The 18,270-nt window shown below is 36.7% G+C and carries 18 protein-coding genes; 12 read left to right on the forward strand and 6 right to left on the reverse strand.

What is annotated here, in order from left to right:
- Positions 1-69: 69 nt before the first annotated feature.
- Positions 70-2,058, forward strand: coding sequence for a hypothetical protein (locus tag GH754_RS17755; protein ID WP_153729998.1), 1,989 nt, complete (start codon positions 70-72; stop codon positions 2,056-2,058).
- 11 nt (positions 2,059-2,069) lie between these two features.
- Positions 2,070-2,390, forward strand: coding sequence for a hypothetical protein (locus GH754_RS17760; protein ID WP_153729999.1), 321 nt, complete (start codon positions 2,070-2,072; stop codon positions 2,388-2,390).
- Between the two features lie 132 nt (positions 2,391-2,522).
- On the opposite strand, the gene GH754_RS19510 is transcribed toward GH754_RS17760, so the two are convergent.
- Entirely contained in the window at positions 2,523-2,663 is a 141-nt protein-coding gene (locus tag GH754_RS19510) for a hypothetical protein (protein WP_194841400.1), read from the reverse strand.
- Between the two features lie 313 nt (positions 2,664-2,976).
- Here GH754_RS19510 and GH754_RS17765 point away from each other — a divergent pair, with 313 nt between their 5' ends.
- Complete coding sequence (locus tag GH754_RS17765; protein ID WP_194841401.1) at positions 2,977-4,176, forward strand: DUF819 family protein; 1,200 nt, start codon at positions 2,977-2,979, stop codon at positions 4,174-4,176.
- Between the two features lie 304 nt (positions 4,177-4,480).
- On the opposite strand, the gene GH754_RS17770 is transcribed toward GH754_RS17765, so the two are convergent.
- From GH754_RS17770 to sigZ, 3 genes are all read right to left on the reverse strand, one after another.
- The gene (locus tag GH754_RS17770; protein ID WP_153730000.1) at positions 4,481-5,101 is read right to left on the reverse strand and encodes an LbetaH domain-containing protein; all 621 of its coding nucleotides are present in this window, start codon (positions 5,099-5,101) and stop codon (positions 4,481-4,483) included.
- Between the two features lie 245 nt (positions 5,102-5,346).
- A complete protein-coding gene (locus GH754_RS17775) occupies positions 5,347-5,934 on the reverse strand; it encodes a DUF2703 domain-containing protein (protein ID WP_153730001.1) in 588 nt (195 codons plus the stop codon).
- Between the two features lie 71 nt (positions 5,935-6,005).
- Positions 6,006-6,584 carry an RNA polymerase sigma factor SigZ gene (gene sigZ, locus GH754_RS17780; protein WP_153730002.1) on the reverse strand — a complete coding sequence of 193 codons (579 nt, stop codon included), beginning with the start codon at positions 6,582-6,584 and terminating at the stop codon, positions 6,006-6,008.
- Positions 6,585-6,736: 152 nt separating this feature from the next.
- Between sigZ and GH754_RS17785 the strand changes: the two genes are divergently transcribed.
- From GH754_RS17785 to GH754_RS17810, 6 genes are all read left to right on the forward strand, one after another.
- Positions 6,737-7,270, forward strand: coding sequence for a helix-turn-helix domain-containing protein (locus GH754_RS17785; RefSeq protein ID WP_153730003.1), 534 nt, complete (start codon positions 6,737-6,739; stop codon positions 7,268-7,270).
- On the forward strand, positions 7,267-8,220 hold the full coding sequence (locus GH754_RS17790; protein WP_228550303.1) for an alpha/beta hydrolase: 954 nt from the start codon (positions 7,267-7,269) through the stop codon (positions 8,218-8,220). Before GH754_RS17785 ends, GH754_RS17790 begins: the two co-directional genes overlap by 4 nt.
- 13 nt (positions 8,221-8,233) lie before the next feature.
- Entirely contained in the window at positions 8,234-9,034 is an 801-nt protein-coding gene (locus GH754_RS17795) for a CPBP family intramembrane glutamic endopeptidase (RefSeq protein ID WP_194841402.1), read from the forward strand.
- A 22-nt stretch (positions 9,035-9,056) separates the two neighbouring features.
- The gene (locus GH754_RS17800) at positions 9,057-9,770 is read left to right on the forward strand and encodes an alpha/beta hydrolase (RefSeq protein WP_194841403.1); all 714 of its coding nucleotides are present in this window, start codon (positions 9,057-9,059) and stop codon (positions 9,768-9,770) included.
- 59 nt (positions 9,771-9,829) lie between these two features.
- A complete protein-coding gene (locus GH754_RS17805; RefSeq protein ID WP_153730006.1) occupies positions 9,830-10,906 on the forward strand; it encodes a serine hydrolase domain-containing protein in 1,077 nt (358 codons plus the stop codon).
- Positions 10,907-11,239: 333 nt separating this feature from the next.
- Positions 11,240-11,710, forward strand: coding sequence for a peptide-methionine (S)-S-oxide reductase (locus GH754_RS17810; RefSeq protein WP_153730007.1), 471 nt, complete (start codon positions 11,240-11,242; stop codon positions 11,708-11,710).
- Between the two features lie 887 nt (positions 11,711-12,597).
- Here the strand turns inward: GH754_RS17810 and GH754_RS19860 are convergent.
- A complete protein-coding gene (locus GH754_RS19860; RefSeq protein ID WP_267206722.1) occupies positions 12,598-12,732 on the reverse strand; it encodes a hypothetical protein in 135 nt (44 codons plus the stop codon).
- Positions 12,733-13,043: 311 nt separating this feature from the next.
- Here GH754_RS19860 and GH754_RS17815 point away from each other — a divergent pair, with 311 nt between their 5' ends.
- On the forward strand, positions 13,044-14,339 hold the full coding sequence (locus GH754_RS17815; protein ID WP_153730008.1) for a deoxyguanosinetriphosphate triphosphohydrolase family protein: 1,296 nt from the start codon (positions 13,044-13,046) through the stop codon (positions 14,337-14,339).
- A 787-nt stretch (positions 14,340-15,126) separates the two neighbouring features.
- On the opposite strand, the gene GH754_RS17820 is transcribed toward GH754_RS17815, so the two are convergent.
- Positions 15,127-15,786, reverse strand: a complete 660-nt coding sequence (locus GH754_RS17820; protein WP_153730009.1) for an SDR family oxidoreductase — start codon at positions 15,784-15,786, stop codon at positions 15,127-15,129.
- A gap of 163 nt (positions 15,787-15,949) precedes the next feature.
- On the opposite strand from GH754_RS17820, the gene GH754_RS17825 reads away from it, so the two are divergent.
- Both GH754_RS17825 and GH754_RS17830 read left to right on the forward strand, forming a co-directional pair.
- Entirely contained in the window at positions 15,950-17,104 is a 1,155-nt protein-coding gene (locus GH754_RS17825) for a M20 family metallopeptidase (RefSeq protein WP_228550305.1), read from the forward strand.
- A gap of 162 nt (positions 17,105-17,266) precedes the next feature.
- Entirely contained in the window at positions 17,267-18,265 is a 999-nt protein-coding gene (locus GH754_RS17830) for a LacI family DNA-binding transcriptional regulator (protein WP_323742094.1), read from the forward strand.
- The last annotated feature ends 5 nt before the right edge of the window (positions 18,266-18,270 follow it).

Below are 18,270 nucleotides of genomic sequence, written 5' to 3' on the forward strand. Positions count from 1 at the left end.
CCTGTCCCCCTGACCCATTTTTTATGGTAAAATAATACTATTAAAATTTGTTAATTAGGGGTTACAGCAATGGATAATCGTTTAGAAGGGTCTTGTTATATTAGATTAAAAGAGTTGAACTATGCTACGCCCTCCAAATTTTATTATCAGAGTGGGGCGTTATTCTTTGATGATAGTGGAGTAGATCCAATCGATATTGATCGTATCAAAGAGGTATTTGTGAATAATTCGGTTAAGTTAACTCTCCAAGGACGGTTTAGTCAAAGGGGACGACTAGTTCGTGAAATAGAAGTGACCATAAGTGAAAATTGGCTGTTTGATAATTTTGTTAGTTTAATAGAGAATACTGTAAAACGATACAGTGGTACGTTTATTGTTACAAATGAGGAAATGTTCACAGAACATAAAGTGGTGATAGAACAACGAGACGATTCGTTAACCGTAATTGATCCTGAAACGAAAACACCTTTTATGACACTTCATCAAGATGATCCTGTATATAGGTATAAAAAGGTATTGTTGTTTTTTGTGGATGGGTATGCCAGATACATCATCATGGACAGGAAAGCGAAAAGGGCAATCGATTTATCCGATTTTAATGTTATCGAAAATCAATATTATCACTCTATTTCTCGTTTATATGGTTCCTTAAGTAAACTAAGATTTCGGGACGAGAAAATAAGTATGCTCGTGCGCGAAGAAGAGGTCATTATTTTTCTAGAGGATTACCAAGCCTATTCATTTCACCGAGCCCAAATGAAGGTTTGTACGGAGCATGAAGATGGTAGTATAACCATTCAATTTACTTCTTACGAGGGAGAGCTATCATATGTAACCTTTTCTAGTATTCCAAAGCAATTAAGAGAATTACTTTTTCCTGATCATGATGGCCAAACCAATTTTGATTTTATGTTCACGGAAAACAAAGATCCGTATCACATCTTTTATGAGAATGATAGCTGGTGGTTCTATCAGTCAAAGGATGTGCATTTCAAGATTCCGATTTCCAATATAGCATCGATTGAAGCGGGTGGAAGTGAAGTTAAGGATCACGTTCGGGTTACCTTTTATTTACATACCAAGCAGAATCAAATAAGCCTAGAAATTGATCAACATATATATGCAAAAATTATGAAGACAACCTTTAGAAAAAAGAAGCTACCACTACTTCAGCAAGCGTCGGTGACTGACTTATATACGAGCTGGGGAAGACAAATGAATGATTTTCTCGTTTTTCATTTGTTTGGACAATTGAAGATTCTACAAAATGAAATAAGAGCCGTGGAACAAAAGAGAGGTTCGCGTGTAGACAAGAACTATCAATTGTTAAACCTCATGTACTATGGAATTAGGGAACAAAAAAGAAGCTTAGATCAAGTTGCCATTCAATTTCCACAGGCTTATATGCAGGAAGAACAAGCATTTCATTCAATCAGCGATGTGGAGAACTATAAAAAATTACAAAAGCAATTATTATCGATATCCAATCATATACGACGGCATCTTAATGAAATCGAAAGGTCCTTAAGTGTCCTGTCCTTTGCCATTATTCCGAAAGAAAAACTTCCTACAGACCATTCAGGCCATGATTATCTATCTGCTGCTGTCATTGGTGGTATTGGATTGCTTACAGGTGGAGTGGGATTTTTGGCATTGGGAGGATTAAAGGGATTAAGTACATATCAATCCAAACGGAAGCAAGCTGAACAACAGCAAATTACAGAACAAAACGAAAAACAAAAAATTGCGTTTTATGTAGATCAAGCAGTCGATTCATTTGAACATATGATGGACACCATGCTGCCTTATTCGATTGGTGAGGTGAGCAAGGCCTTCTATACATTGAGTAAAAAGCAAGGCGAACGATTACTTCATGAAAATGAAGGAAATTTAGATCGTGTAAAACTAGCCATCTTTGATCGATTAGCTGCTATGCATACCTACAAAAAACTACCTTTATATCACGCAAATCACTATACGAGAGAAAACGTTACGGAAATGTTGCTGACGCAAAATGAATCTAACGCCCTACAGTTAACGGGCAACTTATCCAATTAGGAGGCGGTAGTATGTTAAATAAGAATCCTTTTCGACCAGACGGCTGGACGCAGACCGATCCATTTTTAGATATGAACCAAAATGATATTCCAGATAATCATGACATTTATTCAGACATAGATTTAAATGGAAGAGCTGATTCACAGCAGCTGGGTTTGGATGCGGACAGAGATAAGTTAGTGGATGATCGGGATATATCCGTTGATCTGGATGATGATGGCATTGATGATGAAGTTGAATTACATCTAGACATGGATGATGATAGTGTGCCAGATGAACATGATCTATCTGTTGATTTAGATGATAATGGGATTACGGATGGGATTGTTTAGTAGGGAAAACTCCTCCAATAGTTGGGGGAGTTTTTTTGGTAGGGAGAATTTACTTTGATTAGTTGATGAACATAAGTCAAATCCCAGAGTGAGTCAAGGGACCTGTCCCTATGACCCACTTTTCAAATGATTTTAATATTCAATACCAAATTGAGAGCCTTCTGCAACCATTTTGGCATTATCGGGATGATCTTTCTCTGGTGTGATCGCTTGCTTTATTGGTAGGTTATCTTTCGTTTTCTCGTTTTCTTTTGCTTTGTTCTTAGGATTCATGATTAGTAAGGTAGTAAGAGCACCAACACTAACTGCACCTAGAGTGGAGTAAATTATCTCTTTTTTCCTTATATTATGCCTCCTATTAGCATGACTTACTAGTTTTTTTCCCGGATAGTATATTTAGTAAACATGGAATAGTTTTGGTTGGCCGCCTTATACCATTTGTGGGTCAGGGGACCTGTCCCCCTGACCCACACAAAATTTATTATTTCTATTTTTGATAAAAAATGATAGAATTCGACAGGATGACATTATCGAACTAATGTTTTCTAAAAATTATCATAATTAACAACAAGGAGTGTCGATCATCATGAATAATGAAATGGCATTAATTCAGGATCCCATGGCTATTTTCGCTTATTTAATTGCCATTGTCGGGATTGTATTTATGTTATCTACTGTAGATAATACATTTTTGCGTAAATTTTTCCGCTATGCACCACCTTTAATTTGGATGTACTTTTTGCCTATGCTATCCACGACCTTTGGGATCATCCCACAGAGTTCGGACTTATATGGCTTTCTAAGTACGTACTTACTTCCAGCCGGATTGTTATTACTAATGATTAGTACGAATGTTCCAGCTACTTTTAAACTTGGAAGTAAAGCTGTTTTAGTCTTTTTAGCTGGGACATTAGGAATTGTCATAGGAGGACCGATTGCATTTGCTCTATTCCAAGGCATTCTACCAGAGGATGCGTGGCGCGGAGTCGGTGCACTCGCCGGAAGCTGGATTGGTGGCTCAGCCAATATGGGGGCCATGATTGAGGCGTTTAAAACACCTGATGATATTTTGAGTCCAATTATTTTGACGGATACACTAGTTGGAATTAGCTGGATGGGTGTCATGATTGCGTTAGCGAACTTCCAGGATCGCTTCAATAGCTGGAATGGCGCTGACAATTCCACGATTAAGAAAGTGAATGCAGATATTGCTACAGATATTCAACGAAATGCGAAGCCATTACAGCTTCCACAGCTATTCGGAATATTGGGAGTTGGATTTGCAGGCTCCTACCTAATTCGTTTATTAGCCGATATGAACTTTATTCCGAAAAGTGATATTATGAATACCTCTACTTGGACGTTTATTTTAATCACGGCTATTGGAATTGGTCTATCCTTTACAAAGGTGAGAAATCTAGAATATTACGGTGCAAGTAAAATCGGATATCTAGGTATCTACTTATTCTTAACAGGAATTGGCGCACAAGCGAATCTCTTGGATATTGTGCAGGCGCCTCAGTTTATCTTAATGGGAATCGTTTGGTTAGCCATTCATATCATTTTTATCTTTACGGCAGCAAGGTTATTAAAGGCTCCACTGTTTTTCGTAGCTGTAGGATCTCAAGGTAACATCGGTGGGACAAGCTCCGCTCCAATTGTCGCATCCGTATTCCAACCAGCACTAGCACCTGTGGGTCTATTAATGGGAATTCTCGGGAATATCGTCGGAACCTACGCAGCACTGCTGTGTGGGAAGCTGGCTCAGATGATTATAGGAGGATAGACTCGTTTAGGTCGTTCTCTAGAATTAGCTCATCTCCAAAAATTTGGAGGTGGGCTTTTTGTGTGTTTTGAAACTTGTACGGTGCCATACAACTATTGAAGAATGATTCCCATTGATTTGAGGCAATCGTCATTGAATCTCCAAAGGAATCGATTAAGAAGTTGAAAAGGCTTGAAGAAACATTACTGGAGAAGAAAATTAAAATTACATTTTCTTATTAAATAGTGCCGTGTTTATGCAGTATCATTCATGTATCGGGCAGTCTGAATAGGGTGATGGGACGAGGGACCTGTCCCTCATGTCCCTAGGTGAACGAAAAGGCTGATGGTGTGTGATAGTAGTAGGATTTTCCTAATCGATAATAATGGTCTACAATTTCTTGATTTAAATGTTTATGTTTTTCGGGTACGGGTGGGAGATTGTCTGCATCCTCTTGCTTCCAAACGGATTGACCAGGTGCTACGAAACGGTTGTCGGGAACTTTTACTCCGTTTGTGATTGTAGCGCCGTGCATAATGACACAGTTCCTGCCAATAACTGCATCATAAATATTGGCGTGCTGACCGACGAAGGTGTTGTGGCCGATAAATAGAGGTCCATGAACCGCAGCATGATGGAGTACACTATTTTCTCCTTCAAGATAAACGCCCCATCTCTGCCCTTCTACTACAACATGTTCCCTTCCTGGATGTACGTGCATAAGGACATTATCCTGAATATTCGTTTTAGGTCCAACATAATAGGGATATCCAGAATCCGCTCGAAGTAAATTTTTAAACCCAATAAAGACATCGTTCGTAATCGTAATATTTCCGATAATCATAGAATCCGTCCCGATGACTGCGTGTGGACTAATGGTGGGATAGCTGATGCTTGTGACTTCTTCTACAGGAGGATTTTGCATAATAATGGGCGGTTGAATCATATACTGGTGCTCCTTTCGTGTATATCTGCCATCATCATATGCCTAGTTTACTTATATCGTGTCTAGTCCAGTCCTGTAATAGTCGAATAAATTGAGTAGGCTTTGAATCAAGATCCCCTAGGAGCCTTCATGGATTCAGTGAGGTAGACAGGTGTACTTTATCACTATTGAAGGAGTTTTTTCGTTCAATTTAAAAAAGGGATACATCGTTTGTACCCCTTTAGAATATGATTAAATGCCCATCATCAACAGCATTGCGCGCTTCGTTTTTCATTGCAACAGTCCTCTTGGTTTGGTGCTTTTTTCGCTTTAAAAAAGTTCTTTATATTTTCGGGTGGAACATAGGGCTTTCTTTTCTGAGCTTGATGATTTTCCGTACTGTATACTTTCTTTAGTATGGCATCGATTAGCAGTGATTTTGGTGGCGTCGTATATTCCTTCCCGTCATATTCCCATACGCGGCAATCGACATGCTCTCCTACAATCGTTCCGCATGAGGCGCAGTTACTTTCTTTGGTTGTCAACTGAATATCCTGCCCATTGATTCGAATCGTTGGTGAACTTTCAAATTGCAGTTGTTCTGCTTGTGCTTCACTTTCAACAAGGATGTTATTAACCGTAATATCAAACCCTACATTGGATAACAAATGACCTACCTCATGTAATGCTTCATTCAAATTTTGTTCCGTTCCTTGGCAACGTGTACAGACGGCAAGGTCCAAATACATAAAATCAATAGTAAGTTCCTTTCTTGTTGGTTGTACATCCGTAATTTCGCCTTCAGATCCACATCCACAAGAAGCTTTTGGTTGATTTATTTGACAGTTTGACATCGTAAATCCCTCCTGTTTTTTGATTTCATTAGTTAAGACGGAGGGGAAATTAAAAAGACGCAAAAATGATTTTACGTTTTTGCGCAAGCGCAATTACCGCGGTTGATGCGGTAATCAATGATGTTTCCTGCATAATCAAATTCTAAATGACAGCATTCAAGCAACGCTTTCTTTAATTTTTCTCTTCCTCGTTGAACCCTTGATTTTGCCCCGGAAGGAGATAAACCGAGCCTGCTTGCTAATTCTTTTTGAGAAATCTGCTGGAATTCAACTAGTGAAAGTGCTTCTTGATATTTCTCGGGTAGTCTACTTGTTAAATCCTTTAACCATGAGGAGACGAGTTCATTTATATTTTCTTCTGTATGTTGATCGTTAAATGTTCGGATCGTTTCTTTTTTTGATTCCTCAAAAATATTCTTTTGTGTATTACGACATCGATAAAAATCAATAAGGGTATTCCTTGTGATTTGATACACCCAAGCCTGTAGCTTTTCTTCTTCTTTCAAATTTGGTAGATGATTATGAATCTTAATAAAGACTTCTTGAATGATATCCTCAGCATCTTGTTCGTTTGATAAGCGCGATTTGATAAACTGTTTTAAAGGTTCACGCAAGGATTGCCAAATATCTTCAAAGTGAAGCTGTTCCATTGGATCCCTCCTTTTACCAGTTCCGTTTTCTCTTATGTTACAGAAAGGCAAAGTGAAGTCAAGGCAGTGATGTTAATATTTTCAAAAAAACACTTGATTAATATCAAAAATGATATTAATATTGATAATGAAAACAACAGAGGTGATTCAATTTGAATACAAAATACAGCAAACTAATTTTTCATCCTGTCCGTATGGAAATTATGCAAGCTTTAACAGGTGGAAAAAGCCTTAGTGCTAAGCAAATTTCGGAACGTATCTCAAACGTTCCACATGCGACATTGTATCGTCACATCAACACTTTATATAAAGCAGGTTTATTACAAATCGTAGATCAAAATCAAAAAAGAGGAACGATAGAGAAAATTTATGCATTGTCAAAAGGTGCGGAAAGTGTTCCTGTGGCTGGGCTTAGTAATGAAGAACATATGAATTATTTTATACACTTCTTAGCTGGAATCATCAACGATTTTGGGGGTTATCTTGAAAACGCCAATAAGGATTTAGTGAATGATGGATTGGGATATCGACAGTTCGCTTTTCATATGGACGATGAGGAATTCAAACAGTTTTCCGAGGATATCCGTGATGTTTTGATGAAATATAACGCGTTGGAGCCAAATCATAAACGAAGAAAGAGAAAGGTTACAACGATTATCATTCCTGATGAGGAAGGGGAATCATGATGAAAACATTTGAAGAAAAACAAGTAGACATTCAGGGAGGTGTAGTATTAAAGGGAACCCTTACCATCTCGACAACAGGGCAAGGGAAATCGCCTGCTGTTTTGATTTTGCCTGGAACCGGAAAGGCCGATCGCGATGGGAATATCAATCAAAACAAACTGCAATTTAATCTGTACCGTGACTTGTCCGAGCAGATTGCAGCATGGGGATTTATCACATTACGCTACGATAAACGGGGCACAGGTGAAAGTGAAGGAAAACATATCGAAACCGGGATGTGGGATTTGGTAAATGATGCGCAAAAGGCTGTTCAATTTTTAAAGGAACATCCTGACGTAGATGAAAACCATATCATCGTTTTAGGCCATAGTGAGGGAGCGACCCTTGGCACTGCACTTGCTGTTAGGGAAGAAATACAAGGATTAATTCTCTTGTCAGGTGGAGGAGAAAAAATACAAGAAGCCATGGAACGACAACGAGAACTTAGCTATCAGGAGCTAGAAAGTAAGAAAGGATTCCTAGGGTGGATGTTTCGAACCTTTCATTTAAAAAATAAATCGGAACAAAAGACGAAAAAATGGATGGATAAAGTGATGACATCCGATAAAGATGTGATAAAAGCGCAACTCTTTGTTCCTTTTCCGGCTAAATGGATGAGAGAACACTTGGCATATAACGTGTTAGAGGATTTAAAGAAAATCGACTGTCCTGTCCTGGCTATAACCGGGTCAGCGGATTATCAAGCAGATGCTGAGAAATTGGAACGGGTAGAGAAGAGCGTGTCAGGGCAAGTAAAAGTCGTGGAAATTGAAAACATGGATCATATGCTGAAACAATCTCCACCTGTTTCAATTCTAAAATTAAAAAAAGCATATATTAAAAACCGCCATAATCCCCTACACCCAGAATTGATCAAACATGTACGCGACTGGTTGCAAAATTATCGGTAAGGAGTTGCTGGTGATGAAAAGAAAGTTAACTTATTCTTTATATTTTGGTGTCATTACCCTATTTGCTTATGTGATTTCAATTCCATATCTACTTCATGTTTCAGGGCCAACCATAGAGCAATTAAATGAGTTAGTCGACACTCCCATTACGACAAGTCAATATATTTTGGGGTCAGGAATAAATATTGTGCTGATTACCTTTCTGTTTAGCATGATTGGCATCTGGTTGTCACCAAAGGTTGGGTTGAAGTGGAGCTGGATTCGAGCTTTATTTGACAAACAAGTAAAGCCTAGATGGGATCGTCCATTCTTATGGATGGCTGTTGTTTGGGGGGTGATATCAACCGTATTTATTACCCTATTGACTGCACTCGTTTTCGCCAAAAATATCCCAAACTTCACTGAGATCAATGAAGAGATGGATATGCCTTGGTGGGTAGGGCTTACGACTGTATTTCAAGGTGGAATTTCCGAAGAATTAATGATGCGATTTGGACTTATGACCTTGATTGTATGGCTACTGAGTAAGGTGTTTATGCGTAAGCGTGAAAAGCGTGAAGTCATTTCTCCTTGGGTATATTGGATTGCGATTATTGGCGCTTCCTTAGTGTTTGGATTCGGTCATCTGTCATTAGCGCAGTCAGTATATGGAGGAAATTCTTTATGGGTGATTCTGTATGTTTTGATTGGAAATGGATTTGCAGGACTTGGATTTGGCTACTTTTATTGGAAAAGGGGGTTAGAATATGCAATCGTTTCTCACATGACAGCCGATTTGATGCTTCATTTTGTTATCCCGCTACTTCCGTTTTAATAAAAATAAAGGAGTGATTATGTTGAGTACGTTTGTATTGGTACATGGGGCATTTCAAGGAAAATGGGTTTGGAGAAAAATTAATCCAATGTTACAACAACTAGGGCATAAAGTGATAACCTTTGATTTACCGGGTCATGGTAGAGATGATTTTCCCCAATCCAAAGTAACGCTGAAGTCGTATACGGATCGTTTATGCCATATTCTAGATGAGGCAATTGAACCTGTCATTTTAGTAGGGCATAGTATGGGGGGAATGATCATGTCTCAGGCAGCGGAATATCGCCCCCACAAAATAAAAAAGCTCATTTTTTTAGCCGCGATGGTTCCGAAAAACGGCGAAACCCTAATGGATATTAATCAACAAGATCAGCATGCTTTGCCTTTACCAGTTTCGATTAGTGAGGACCAAAGACTTTTAGAAATTGATGCAAGCGCAACAAAAGAACATTTTTTTGCAGCTTGTACAGACGAAGACACCGCTGAGGCACAAAAGAAGCTTTGCAATCAAGCCTTAGAGCCCTTTGTTACACCGGTTCAACTAACAGATAACAAGTTTAATCATTTGCCCAAAATATATATTGAAACATTAATGGACCAAGCGATATCCATTGACTTTCAACGAGAACTGCAAAATAAATCCTCATTTGAAAAAATATATAAAATTCCTAGTGACCATTCACCTTTTTTCTCTTATCCAGATGAATTGGTTAGCATTTTAGATGAAATTGCTTGATTTGGACATCAATTACTACGCATATATCATCAGGGTTTGGTAAATAAAGGAGTGATGGTATGGAAGGTCAAGTAACTATAAGGAAAATAGAAGAACATTTTCGTAAAAAGGTACAGAAAGATCCTACAATTCATAATGCCTATTTGTTAGTAGAAAGTGAAAAAAATGATTTACATGTGAACATGGCAGAAGGTACAACCGGAAATACACCTGTACATGCACAACAGCCCTATTATATTGCCAGTGTGAGCAAGCTATTTACGTCTGTTCTTTTTGCCATTTTGGTTGAAAAGGGAATGTGCTCGTTTGATGAGTATATGACAAAGTATTTGGAGCCGAATGTATACCATAACTTACATGTGTATCAAGGAAAAGATTATACCAACGGAATACAACTAAAGCATTTGCTGAATCATACGTCTGGCTTACAAGATTTTTTGGAGGATAAGCCAACGCGTGGGAAATCGATGGTTGAGTTGGTACTGAATGACCCAGCACATCAATGGACACCACGTGAAGTCATTACATGGGCAAAAGAGAACATGCGGCCATTTTTCCCTCCAGGACAGGGATTTCATTATTCTGATACAGGATATCATTTGCTAGGATTAATCATTGAAAACATCACAAATCAACCTCTTCACGAAGCCTATCATCAGTATATTTTTCAGCCACTGCAAATGACTAACTCCTATCTACATGGTTCCACACCAATCGAAAAAAGCAAATATCCAGTAGCAGACTTATATATTCAAAATGTAAATATAGTCAATCATCAAAGCTTAAGTATTGTTTATGCTGGTGGTGGCATTGTTTCAACGAACAAAGACTTGTTAACTTTCATGAAAGCATTGGTAGAGGAAAAAATCATTGGTAAGAACATGATTCAGAAAATGAAAGCAGATTGTGGTAAATTCTTTCTTGGCATTGATTATGGCTACGGGATCATGAATATCAAAACTGTACCGATATTGATGCCGGCCAAGTATAACGCATGGGGAAATGCAGGTTCAACGGGGTCATTTATGTTTTATCACCCTGGAAAGGAAGCCTATGTAATCGGTAGCTTTAACCACTTTGGCTACGGGCAGAAAGGGATACGGTTTTTGTTGCAGGTTGTGAATAAGCTGTCATAAAAGGGTAGCTTTGTAGGGGGAGAGTTATAAAGAGATAATAATTATTGAGGACCTGACTACATGGGTTAGGTCTTTTTTTACACTTTAAGACAGTATAAGTTTAGTCGATTAAAGTGGAGAAAAGACATCGATTTAGCTGATCAATTTATTGTATTAATAAAAAACCACTAGAAAAAAGAAAGGCTTATTTCTTGAGGGAAATGATCCTTATATATGTGGTAGTGGAAAAAATATAAGAAGTGCTGCGGCTGGAGAAACGTGGTTATATTGGCACCAATGGAAGAGGTGCCGGATGTTATTTTCCGTCATGTATTTACAAAGAGGTGAGTCAGTATGGAAGTAGTATATTTTGCAGGCGGCTGTTTATGGGGAGTACAAGCTTTTATCAAAACGTTACCTGGAGTTAAGTTTACGGAAGCGGGAAGGGCTAATGGAACCAGTCATACACTTGAGGGTGATTATGATGGCTACGCCGAATGTGTAAAAACAGGATTTGATCCGACGGTTGTAACGATTCGGGAATTAATGGGATATTTTTTTGAAATCATTGATCCATACAGTTTGAATCAACAAGGACAGGATGTTGGCGAGAAGTACAGAACAGGAGTATATAGTGAAAAGCCTGAACACTTAAAAGAGGCAAGGGCGTTTCTTAGTGAGAGAAATGATTATGACCTGATTGTTGTTGAAGTATTACCGCTTACAAACTATGTGAGAAGTGCAGAAGAACATCAAGATAGGCTGGCTAGATGTCCAGATGATTATTGTCATATACCAAAAGAAATAATAAATCGATATAAGTAGGGTTGGGCGCGTTTATCTCATAACGCGTCTTTTTTGTTTGTAGATGTAGAGGGATTGATATTAGGTCAGATTATAATCCTTAGGAACTAATAAAAAGCCTTCTTAGCAGGCCAGTTTGACTGCCTGGAAGACTTTCTGTATGAATCGTATTTTCTAAAGATTTATTTTATGATGTTTGTTCTTTACTCACGGCTGTTCTGTTTTTTAATCCAAACTGTTGCTTTTAAAATTATCGAAACCCATACAGTATTAACGCTATAACAAAGAATAACAACATAAATTGAAACCTTTCTAAACGAACCATGGACACGATCCCTTTCTTTTTTGCGAGCTCAACGGCTGGAAAGGTATAAAAACTATGCATCAGTTGGTTTAAAATCAAATATAGAGGCAATCTTCCATAAGTCCATTGTAATATCCAAAGTGTGCTAACAAAGAAAGGCCCGAGGTTCATGGGTGTTTCTCCCCATGCTCGGGGATGTAACTTTTTATGCCATCTCCACCATGTAAATTTCTCCGCTAAATAATTCTCTAATCGTACAACAAGAGTGATGAATATCGTAGCAGGTAAGTATCTTTTGAAAGTCTCTCTCTTTAAGAAAGGAGCGGAAAGCATGGTACGATCATCAGTATAATGAGTAGTAACTTATAATTCTTGATTCCTCTCACCACCTAACTCCTTGATTACATATTATGTTGGTTAGATTTAGAGAAAATTATCCCATTATTATTTTTTGGTTCGCAACTTCCTAGTTATTCATACGAAAGACTTTTGAAATGAAAAACACTCACAAATGTTGGTATGTAATGTTTGTGAGTGTTTTGTGTTTGATAGGGGTCCTGGTACCTTTTAAAGGTTAGGAAAGGTACCTTTCCCCAGTGACCAATTACTCCTTCAGTTCATTAATTTTCTTTTTAACAGTAAAATGATGGAAAATGGTCAGAAGAATAAGTACTAAGCTCAGAAGATTGGTTAAAGTCGTACTCTCCATAGAAAGAGTATTTTTACTATCTAAAGCCATGTTATCACCACTTTTTTCTTTAATATGGGTAAATATCAGGGAATTATACAAGTAGGATTGGGTCAGTCTTCCACTTTGGTAAAGTGTTGGTGAAGTGGGGGACTGACCCTATTTATTAGAGTGTAGATAAACAAAAAGCCGATTGTATATTGCAAATGAGGGAGGACATTATCTAAGGATTATTGTAAGTTTACAAAGCTTTTAAAATGTCAAACATCTGCCTTATTTTTTTGTAATATATTCACTCTCCACTCCTTATGCAAAAAAATGTTATAATTATCCATATAATATTATAAGGAGTGGTAAAAGTAATGAATAAGAAAGAGTTGCAAGACTTTTTGAGAGAATATTATTACCCTTTAAAAGATTTAAACAGAAGACTCCATGAAGAAACCCCTTCCTCAAGAGCCCGCAATGAATACCAAAGAGACTATTCCAGAATACTTTATTCTACTTCATTCAGAAGACTTCAAGGCAAAATGCAACTTCTAGGTATAAAAAGCGATAAGTTTTATAGAAATAGACTGACCCATAGTCTGGAAGTTGCTCAAATAGCTAGAGCAATTGCAGAGAGATTAAGAGTGATTTCTGAATTAGAAGATGTCTATGTAGAAGATACTTATGTAGTAGAGGCTGGGGCACTTGCACATGATATTGGTAATCCTCCATTCGGACACCATGGTGAGAGAATATTAAACAAGTTGATGAGTTCTGAAGGGGGATTTGAAGGTAATGCACAAACACTTAGAGTTTTAAATACTCTTGAAAAAAAACTCCCCAGACAAAAAGGATTAAATTTATCATTAAGGACCTTATTTAGCGTGGTTAAATATTTCAAACCTTATGATGGGAAAAGTAAAAAGTTTATCTATGAGTCTACTTACGAACAATTATTAAGCGAGATAGAAGGGTTCGAACTTGGACCACGCACACTAGATGTTCAAATAGTAGATTTAGCAGATGAAATAGCTTATGCAGCTCACGACTTAGAAGATGCTTTAAGCTTGAAACTCTTTAACATTGATGAGTTTGTATTTGAATTTAAGCACACTGTAAATACAGAAACTGAGGAGAAACTGGAAGAATTAGTGAGGAATGCTAAGAATGTTGCACGTTCTGCTTCAAACTACAACTCATCTGAAGAATTTGGATTCCTATTAAGAAAAGAGTTGACATCAAACTTAGTTAATGAACTAGTAAATGATATTGGAATAGTTGAAATAACTGATGAGGACGCTGATTATTACGGAACTTCGAACAAATTGGAGTTAGGTTTTGAAACACTGAAGGAATTTGCGAAAAGTCTTAAAACGTTTACATTTAAATGTATAAATAGAACTAATATTGTGCAAATGTATGAGAAACAAGGCGAAAAAATTATCAAAGGACTATTTGATGCGTTCCAAGACGAGAGTTTTAATGATGGGAACATTTTACTTCCAATAGAGTATAGGCATGAAAGTGAGAGCAAAAATAGATTAATTACTGATTATATTTCAGGAATGATGGATTCTTTTTCATTTCAAGTATACAAACAACTTTATGGAGAAAACTCTATAGATACCATATATGATGTGAAATATTTTAGAGAATATCAAGAAAACTAGATAATAAAACAGGGACCAAAAGAAGCCTCATAGACTAGCATAGTAATACATAGATAGTACCAGGTGCTGGAGATGGCTATATCTATATTGAGATTAGTACCTGGTACTTTACTAAGGCTTAAATCACAATTGAACTGACTACACAAGTTGTAGTTTTTTTATGTTCTTTAATATCTGCAGCTGTGCCATGAGATTTATTGTAATCATGGAGCGTAGGAAAACAAAAAACCGTTTATATATTGGAGGGAGGAGATAACATGTTAATTCAAAAACAAGAATTTCAAGCATTTAAGAATTCACTTGCAAACATTTCAAAAAGAAACGCGAAGGAAAAAGTGTAGAGGTTTTACAGGGATTAAAGGCATATGGCCGAAAGCTGCATCAATCCATCGAAAAAACTGTGGGCAAACCAAAAATGAAAGGCTATATTAGCCGCCTGTTACGAAGTGTCGGCGAGAGGGCTGGCTCAGCTTTGAAGAACAGGTTTGGACGACCAAACCAGCGTCGGGCTATTGCACATACTGTTTTTCACCATTAGATGACATCTATCTGATCAACATTAATGTACATCAATTGCTTTGATGAACTGGAGGAGTTATAGTCCGAGAATAACCGCAGGATGTGTTTCCGAATTAAGAAAATGACTGAAATTGCAGGTTATAGAAAGAAGTAAGACATAAAACAGACAGCAGTTTTAAAGATTTTATTATTGACAAGTATGTTTAGCGTGCCCCTTTATTTCCATTGAAGTACCAAACTACCTATTCTCAATTATTACTTCTTTAACTTATAGATTTTTTCTTTCTATGGTATTGTTAATAATAATGTCTGCAATATCATTTGGATCCATAAAATTTTTCGTTTGTTCATCTGTTAATATGTCATCCCAAAACTCAGTTTTCATGCCTCCCATATAAGCACCAATAACATGAACGTTTGTATTCTTTAACTCTTCATATAGGCTCTCTGTAAAACCACGTACTCCAAATTTACTTGCACAATAAACTGATTCAGTAACCTTACCTATCAGTCCAGCAGTAGATATAATATTAACAATAACTCCCTTATCACGTTCTTTCATAGATGGTAATACTTCCTGTGTACAGAAGATGGTTCCTTTCAAGTTCGTGTCAATCATACTATGTATAGACTTTTCATCAATTTCTTCGGCTTTACCAAACATGCCTAATCCAGCATTGTTAATTAACAGTTCAATTGATCCTATTTCCTTTTGTATGGAGGAAAATACTTCTGAGATTTCATTCCTTGACGTAACATCCATGGTATATATGTAATACTTTCCATTTAATGTTTTGGCTGCTTGTATTAATCGTCTTTTATTTCTGCCTGTTAATACAATCTGATATCCCGCATCACTATATTTTTTTGCTAAACTTGCTCCCAGACCACTGCCTGCTCCTGATATTACAGCTATCTTTTCTTGCAAAATTAACAGTCCTTTCAATCACATGTAAATGCTTATTTATTACAAATATAAATGTATCACTAGGTTCATTAAGAGGTCAATATTATAGTTAGACTATTCCTTTAATTTTGAATTGTGCTTATTTATTGTTACAATAACGTAAAATAATTTAGAGGTGATAAAAATGAAAATAGTTCAACCCCTTGATTATTTAAAACAAATTGTACAGATAGATACAACGAATCCTCCTGGTAATGAACTGCCATTAGCTGAAACTCTTAAAAATTTACTAGATTCAGTGGGGATACCAAATACCTTATTAATACATGGTGAAAATCGGGCAAATTTAATAGCAGAACTTGTAGGAAATAAAAATACAGATAAAGTTTTGGGGTTATCTGGGCACATGGATGTTGTACCTATTGGAGATAAGGTTTGGAAGTACCCTCCTTTTTCAGCACATGAAGCCGATGGGAAATTATACGGTCGTGGAACAAGTGATATGAAAGGGGGATTAGTGGCCTTATTATATGCTATGATTCAAATAAAACAAGAAAATATCTCCTTTAGCGGAAAAATAAAATTCCTAATGACTTTTGGGGAAGAAATAGGGGCAACAGGAGCAAAGGAACTTGTTCGTTTAGGACACATGGATGATGTAAGTGCTCTTGTAATAGCTGAACCTACTAATAATGAAATTTATACTGCGGAAAAAGGTGTGCTTTGGTTGGAGGTTAAAACTTATGGGGAAATTGCACATGGCTCACAACCAGAATCAGGGGTGAATGCCATTGAGCATATGTACTACTTGCTAAGAGGGATTCAGGAAGAATTTAAAATGGATGTTCAAGAAGACGAATTATTAGGGAAACCTACTTTAAATATTTCTCTAATTGATGGTGGAGTTAATACGAATGTCGTACCGGATACGTGTCGATTACAGATAGACATTCGAACTATTCCCAGTCAATCTCATCAGGATATTATATCGGAGTTACATAAGTTATTTAAAACCATCCAATGTAAAGTACCTAATTTGCTATATGATATGAAAATTATTAATGAATTACCATCATTAAAAACACCGTCTTCAGATTCATTTGTCCAGTTTTTTCAAAAAGAGGCTGAAGATTTTTTTAAATCAGAGAGACGTCTAAGAGGAATTCCGGTTTACACAGATGGTGCAGTTTTAAAGAAAACTGATTCTACAATACCAGTAGTTATTTTTGGTCCTGGAGACCTATCAAAAGCCCATGAAACAAATGAACATATTGAAATAGGTGCCTTTCATAGATCGATTTCTTTTTTTAAGCAAATCATAAAAAATTATTTAAAATAAATGCCTAAAAAAACTCTTTTGTCAAATGACAAAAGAGTTTTTTAATTAATTTTAAATTTAAAATTGACTGAAAATTTTAATAGTGTTAAAATGTAATCGGTTACAATAATTCGATCATATACAAGGTAAAAGCTTTTATACCAATGTAGTAAACGGTTACGGGTGATTAAAATGACAACAATTAAAGATGTTTCAAAAAAAGCTGGTGTTTCAGTCGCAACAGTTTCACGTGTACTAAACAATAAGAAAGTAAAAAAAGAAACTGTTGAACATGTGTTACGCATTATGAAGGAGCTAAATTATTCTCCAAATCAAATTGCGCGGGGGCTATCTAATAAGAAAACCAAAACAATTGCACTTGTGATTCCAGTTATTAATAATCCGTTTTTTCCAGAGTTAGCTAGCTCGATTGAACATATCGCTCATAAATACGGTTATAAAATTTTTTTATGTAATTCAGACGATAGTAAAGAGAAATTGGCGGATTATATCGATACGTTAACATCAAATTACATAGATGGCGTGATTATCAATTCTCATGTTGTCGAAAGAGTAGACATTGATAAATTAATACAAAACAAAGTGCCAATAGTAACTATTGACCGTAAGCATTTCGAACATGAATTTACCCATGTATCAGTAAAGAATAAGGATGGTGGGGGAATAGCAGCCAATCACCTTCTTGAAATTGGTTGTAAAAGAATTGGGCATATAAAAGGTCCAGAAAACGAGCGTAACGCGACAGAAAGATATTGGGGTTATCGTACAACGGTACACAAACTAGACTGGTATGATCAAAGTTATGTCGTAGCTGGAGACTTTTCTGTCGAAGGTGGATACAAGGCCATGAAGGAATTACTTATCAAGCACCCTACAATTGATGGGGTATTTGCTGCTAATGATTTATCTGCTATAGGAGCCATGAAAGCAGCTTATGAATGGAATATAAAAATACCAGATGATTTAGCGATTATTGGATTTGATGGGATTGCCATGACGAAGTATATGGTACCTTCTATTACAACCATTCAGCAACCTCTGCAAAAAATGGGTAAAATTGCTTTCGAGGAGCTTATGAATAAAATTAATAATCCTGATGCAAAAATAAAGCATCATGAGTTAGATGTAAGTCTCATGTTACAAGAATCAACTTTAAGGTGAAGGGG

Origin of the sequence: Salinibacillus xinjiangensis (assembly GCF_009649735.1) — a bacterium.
Lineage (GTDB): Bacteria > Bacillota > Bacilli > Bacillales > Alkalibacillaceae > Salinibacillus > Salinibacillus xinjiangensis.

Bases quoted from the DNA above. Each gene is read 5' to 3' on its own strand.
- GH754_RS17755 (WP_153729998.1), top strand. From the start codon at position 70: ATGGATAATCGTTTAGAAGGGTCTTGTTATATTAGATTAAAAGAGTTG.
- GH754_RS17760 (WP_153729999.1), top strand. From the start codon at position 2,070: ATGTTAAATAAGAATCCTTTTCGACCAGACGGCTGGACGCAGACCGAT.
- GH754_RS19510 (WP_194841400.1), bottom strand. From the start codon at position 2,663: ATGAATCCTAAGAACAAAGCAAAAGAAAACGAGAAAACGAAAGATAAC.
- GH754_RS17765 (WP_194841401.1), top strand. From the start codon at position 2,977: ATGAATAATGAAATGGCATTAATTCAGGATCCCATGGCTATTTTCGCT.
- GH754_RS17770 (WP_153730000.1), bottom strand. From the start codon at position 5,101: ATGATTCAACCGCCCATTATTATGCAAAATCCTCCTGTAGAAGAAGTC.
- GH754_RS17775 (WP_153730001.1), bottom strand. From the start codon at position 5,934: ATGTCAAACTGTCAAATAAATCAACCAAAAGCTTCTTGTGGATGTGGA.
- sigZ (WP_153730002.1), bottom strand. From the start codon at position 6,584: ATGGAACAGCTTCACTTTGAAGATATTTGGCAATCCTTGCGTGAACCT.
- GH754_RS17790 (WP_228550303.1), top strand. From the start codon at position 7,267: ATGATGAAAACATTTGAAGAAAAACAAGTAGACATTCAGGGAGGTGTA.
- GH754_RS17795 (WP_194841402.1), top strand. From the start codon at position 8,234: ATGAAAAGAAAGTTAACTTATTCTTTATATTTTGGTGTCATTACCCTA.
- GH754_RS17805 (WP_153730006.1), top strand. From the start codon at position 9,830: ATGGAAGGTCAAGTAACTATAAGGAAAATAGAAGAACATTTTCGTAAA.
- GH754_RS17810 (WP_153730007.1), top strand. From the start codon at position 11,240: ATGGAAGTAGTATATTTTGCAGGCGGCTGTTTATGGGGAGTACAAGCT.
- GH754_RS19860 (WP_267206722.1), bottom strand. From the start codon at position 12,732: ATGGCTTTAGATAGTAAAAATACTCTTTCTATGGAGAGTACGACTTTA.
- GH754_RS17815 (WP_153730008.1), top strand. From the start codon at position 13,044: ATGAATAAGAAAGAGTTGCAAGACTTTTTGAGAGAATATTATTACCCT.
- GH754_RS17825 (WP_228550305.1), top strand. From the start codon at position 15,950: ATGAAAATAGTTCAACCCCTTGATTATTTAAAACAAATTGTACAGATA.